The following is a 2979-nucleotide window of genomic DNA, read 5'->3' as shown; positions in this document are numbered from 1 at the left end:
TCGCCTATATGGACTATCCCGAGGCGCACCGCACCAAACTACACTCGACGAATCCTCTTGAACGTCTTAACAAGGAGGTCAAACGCCGCACTGATGTTGTTGGTATATTCCCGAACGAGGAAAGTGTTCGAAGGCTCGTCGGCGCGATCTTGCTGGAGCAAAATGATGACTGGCAGCTCCAGCATCGTTACCTGACGCTCGAGACCATGGCCGGTATCGCTGCCCTCGACGAGCCCGCCATCACGCCACTTCCCTCAGCAAAGGCAGCCTGACCGACGACGCACCTGACCACCTTCCAATTTCCACCACCTTGACGGACGTGACCTCTGGATTAGGCGTCGCTGAGCCAATCTTCCGACCGAAGGCCATCAACACGGCGAAACTCACCCAGGTTTCCCGTTACAACAATAAGGCCCCGGCTGCGGGCATGCGCCGCGATCATCAGATCGTAAGGTCCGATAATGGTGCCGCGACGCTCAAGGTCGGCACGGATCTCACCGTAGTGACCGGCCGCGTCCTCGTCGTATGGAAGTACTTCCAGTCGACCAATCAGGCGCTCGACCTCATGGCGCGGCTCCATTGGCCGCGCCGATTTAGCGGCGCCATGCAGCAGCTCGGCTAGCGTGACGGTGGAGATGCAGAGCGCGCCCGCTTCCGCGTTGAATCTCCCGCGCAGGCCCGGAGGCCTGTCACGCAGCACGCGGATGCACAGGTTGGTATCCAGCATGTAGCGCAGCATCACAGCGCCTCGCGCTCCTGCATGGCCGGCTGGTCACGGTCCGGAAAGGCGATGCCGGGAGAGTCGAAGAAGTCGTCCCATGCACGGTCGGCGGGGACGATGACGCGCCGGTCGCCTTCGCGAACGATCAGCACCTCGCGGACATCGCCGGGAAAGGCGACATCCTTCGGCAGGCGGACCGCCTGGGTCCGGTTGGACTGAAACAGGGTAGTGCGGACCGCCATGACACCCTCACATTCCTCATGAAATCCACAGCGTATATCCCAAACTCGTATATGTCAACGGTATATCCTTGACGACTTGTTCAGTTGCCCCCCGATCATCGACGGGAGGATTTCGGCCTTGTCCACCGCCATCAGCAAGGCCGCCGCAGCAACCGACGCGGTGCAGGAGCGCGTTGTGAACGTCATGGAACATCTTAAGCAGGATTTCAGAGGTCGCATCGTCGACGGCTAGGGCGTCTACGCCGATCCGTCACGGCAGCATCAGGCGCTGTCCTCGGTTCATCACGGAGCTGGCCGCAGCGCGCGACCTGATGACCGCCACCATATAGCCCGTGGACTGATCGTCCGCTAACCCCCACTTTGTAGGATTGTGCCCACACTTCGTCTGGTCGCTCTCGCTTCTATGTAGTATTGTAGCATCAACATAATGGCTGGAGTGCATAGCGTGGGGCGAATGATGTCCAGCAGAGAGTTTAACCAGAATCCCAGCGAAGCGAAGCGAGCGGCCGAGGATGGCCCGGTGATCGTCACCGATCGCGGCGAGCCAGCCTATGTGCTTCTGCGGTACGACACCTATCAGCGCTTGTCGGGCGAACAGGGTGGCTCCATCGTCGAGATGCTGCGCCAGGATGACGCCGGGGCCGATTTCGACTTCGAGCCGCCACGGATCGGCGACATTGCCTGGCCGGCGGTGCTGGACTGATGTTCCTGCTCGATACTAACGCAATTTCTGGACTGAGGCGGCCGGCGCGGGCCAACCTCGGCCTTCTCGCTTGGGCGGGCGCCGTGCCGCCGGCTGACCTGTTCATTTCCGCCATCACCCTGTTCGAGATCGAACTGGGTGCCGGGCAGATCGGCCGTAGGGACGCCGCGCAAGGGGCAGCGCTGCGCAACTGGATCGACACCCAGGTGATGCCGGCCTTTAGGGGCCGTATCCTTCCAGTCGATGCGGATGTGGCGCAGCGCTGCGCGACGCTCCACGTTCCTGATCCTCGGCCACAGGGCGACAGCCTAATCGCGGCCACCGCTCTGGTGCATCGCTTGACCGTCGTGACCCGCAACGTGCGTGATTTCGAACCAATGGGCGTTCCACTGTTAAACCCCTGGAACAGCAGCTAACGCCCTCCAGCATTTCCAGAAAACTTCCTATTGTATTGATATTACTACAAGGAAACTGAGATGCCTCGCACCATATCTGCAGCCGATGCTAACCGGCAATTCTCGAAGATCCTCGGGCAGGCTACCAGTGGGCACACCGTAATCATCACCAAGCGTGGGCAGCCTGTGGCTCAATTGGCACCCTATGATCGGTCTGCCACCAAAACAAACGGCGGCTTGGCTTGGAGCCGTTTGTTCCAAATTCTGGAAGACGGCATGGACCTTGGAGGCGAGCGGTTTGACCGTGACGCCCTTTATGACCGATAACTGCCATGTAATCTTGCCCCGGTTGGTTCTTGCGCACTTTGTGTGGATCAGGCCGCCAGGAGGGTTCGCCTCCGGAGCAGATCCAGGCTGGCTCTGCCGTACATCTGACGCTTGAGCAGTTTGAGGCGGTTGATCTGCCCCTCAGCCTGCCCGCTGCTCCATGGCAATGTGAGTGCCGCCTGAACTGCAGCGCCATCCTGCTGCAAACCGGCAGCAAACGTCGGCGTGTTGCAGCGAGGTGAGCGGGGCAAGAGATTACCCCAGCCCCGTTGGTGATCAAGCGACGCGGACGGAATTCGGGCGTCCGAGGTCGAGCATGCGGTTGAGGACCGCGACGCCGATGGCGACCTCGGTGGCCTGCGCCTGATTGGTATGGAAGCGCAGCGCCCCGCCGAGGACGCCCTTCCAGCGCGCCATTTGGCTCTCCACACCGGCGCGCTTGTTGTAGCCGCTGGCCCGCTGCCACGCCATCCGACCCGCCTGCGCAATCATCTGGATGTGACGGTCGCGTTGGCTGGGAGCGGTCGCGGCCGTGTCGCTGAGCACGGCATCGCTGCGCGGTGGCGCCACCACCGCGGCCTTGGGATGGCG

At 61.6% G+C, this 2979-nt stretch carries 6 protein-coding genes and 2 pseudogenes; 4 read left to right on the top strand and 4 right to left on the bottom strand.

Going from position 1 to position 2979, the window contains the following annotated elements:
- On the top strand, window positions 1-272 hold a 272-nt coding region (locus tag VD964_RS03105; protein ID WP_324865458.1), incomplete at its 5' end, for a transposase.
- A 59-nt stretch (window positions 273-331) separates the two neighbouring features.
- Here the strand turns inward: VD964_RS03105 and vapC are convergent.
- Together vapC and vapB are read right to left on the bottom strand one after the other, a co-directional pair.
- Complete coding sequence (gene vapC / locus VD964_RS03100; RefSeq protein WP_324865456.1) at window positions 332-739, bottom strand: type II toxin-antitoxin system tRNA(fMet)-specific endonuclease VapC; 408 nt, start codon at window positions 737-739, stop codon at window positions 332-334.
- On the bottom strand, window positions 739-963 hold the full coding sequence (gene vapB / locus VD964_RS03095) for a type II toxin-antitoxin system VapB family antitoxin (protein WP_200775179.1): 225 nt from the start codon (window positions 961-963) through the stop codon (window positions 739-741). The genes vapC and vapB overlap by 1 nt, the downstream gene beginning before the upstream one ends.
- Before the next feature lie 427 nt (window positions 964-1390).
- On the opposite strand from vapB, the gene VD964_RS03090 reads away from it, so the two are divergent.
- From VD964_RS03090 to VD964_RS03080, 3 genes are read left to right on the top strand one after another with little or no spacing between them, the layout of a single operon-like run.
- Window positions 1391-1666 carry a type II toxin-antitoxin system Phd/YefM family antitoxin gene (locus tag VD964_RS03090; RefSeq protein WP_324865452.1) on the top strand — a complete coding sequence of 92 codons (276 nt, stop codon included), beginning with the start codon at window positions 1391-1393 and terminating at the stop codon, window positions 1664-1666.
- Window positions 1666-2082: a type II toxin-antitoxin system VapC family toxin gene (locus VD964_RS03085; protein WP_324865450.1), complete on the top strand. Its 417-nt coding sequence runs from the start codon at window positions 1666-1668 to the stop codon at window positions 2080-2082. The genes VD964_RS03090 and VD964_RS03085 overlap by 1 nt, the downstream gene beginning before the upstream one ends.
- A 60-nt stretch (window positions 2083-2142) precedes the next feature.
- Window positions 2143-2388, top strand: coding sequence for a type II toxin-antitoxin system prevent-host-death family antitoxin (locus VD964_RS03080; protein WP_324865448.1), 246 nt, complete (start codon window positions 2143-2145; stop codon window positions 2386-2388).
- Window positions 2389-2435: 47 nt separating this feature from the next.
- On the opposite strand, the pseudogene VD964_RS03075 reads toward VD964_RS03080, so the two are convergent.
- A pseudogene (locus VD964_RS03075) lies at window positions 2436-2609 on the bottom strand (ISL3 family transposase); the annotation flags it as partial.
- A 55-nt stretch (window positions 2610-2664) separates the two neighbouring features.
- A pseudogene (locus VD964_RS03070) lies at window positions 2665-2979 on the bottom strand (IS5/IS1182 family transposase); the annotation flags it as partial.

The sequence above is a fragment of the Azospirillum sp. genome (genome assembly GCF_035628975.1).
Lineage (GTDB): Bacteria > Pseudomonadota > Alphaproteobacteria > Azospirillales > Azospirillaceae > Azospirillum.
Note: the sequence above shows the minus strand (reverse complement) of the source record. Positions and strands in the feature narration are given on the sequence as shown.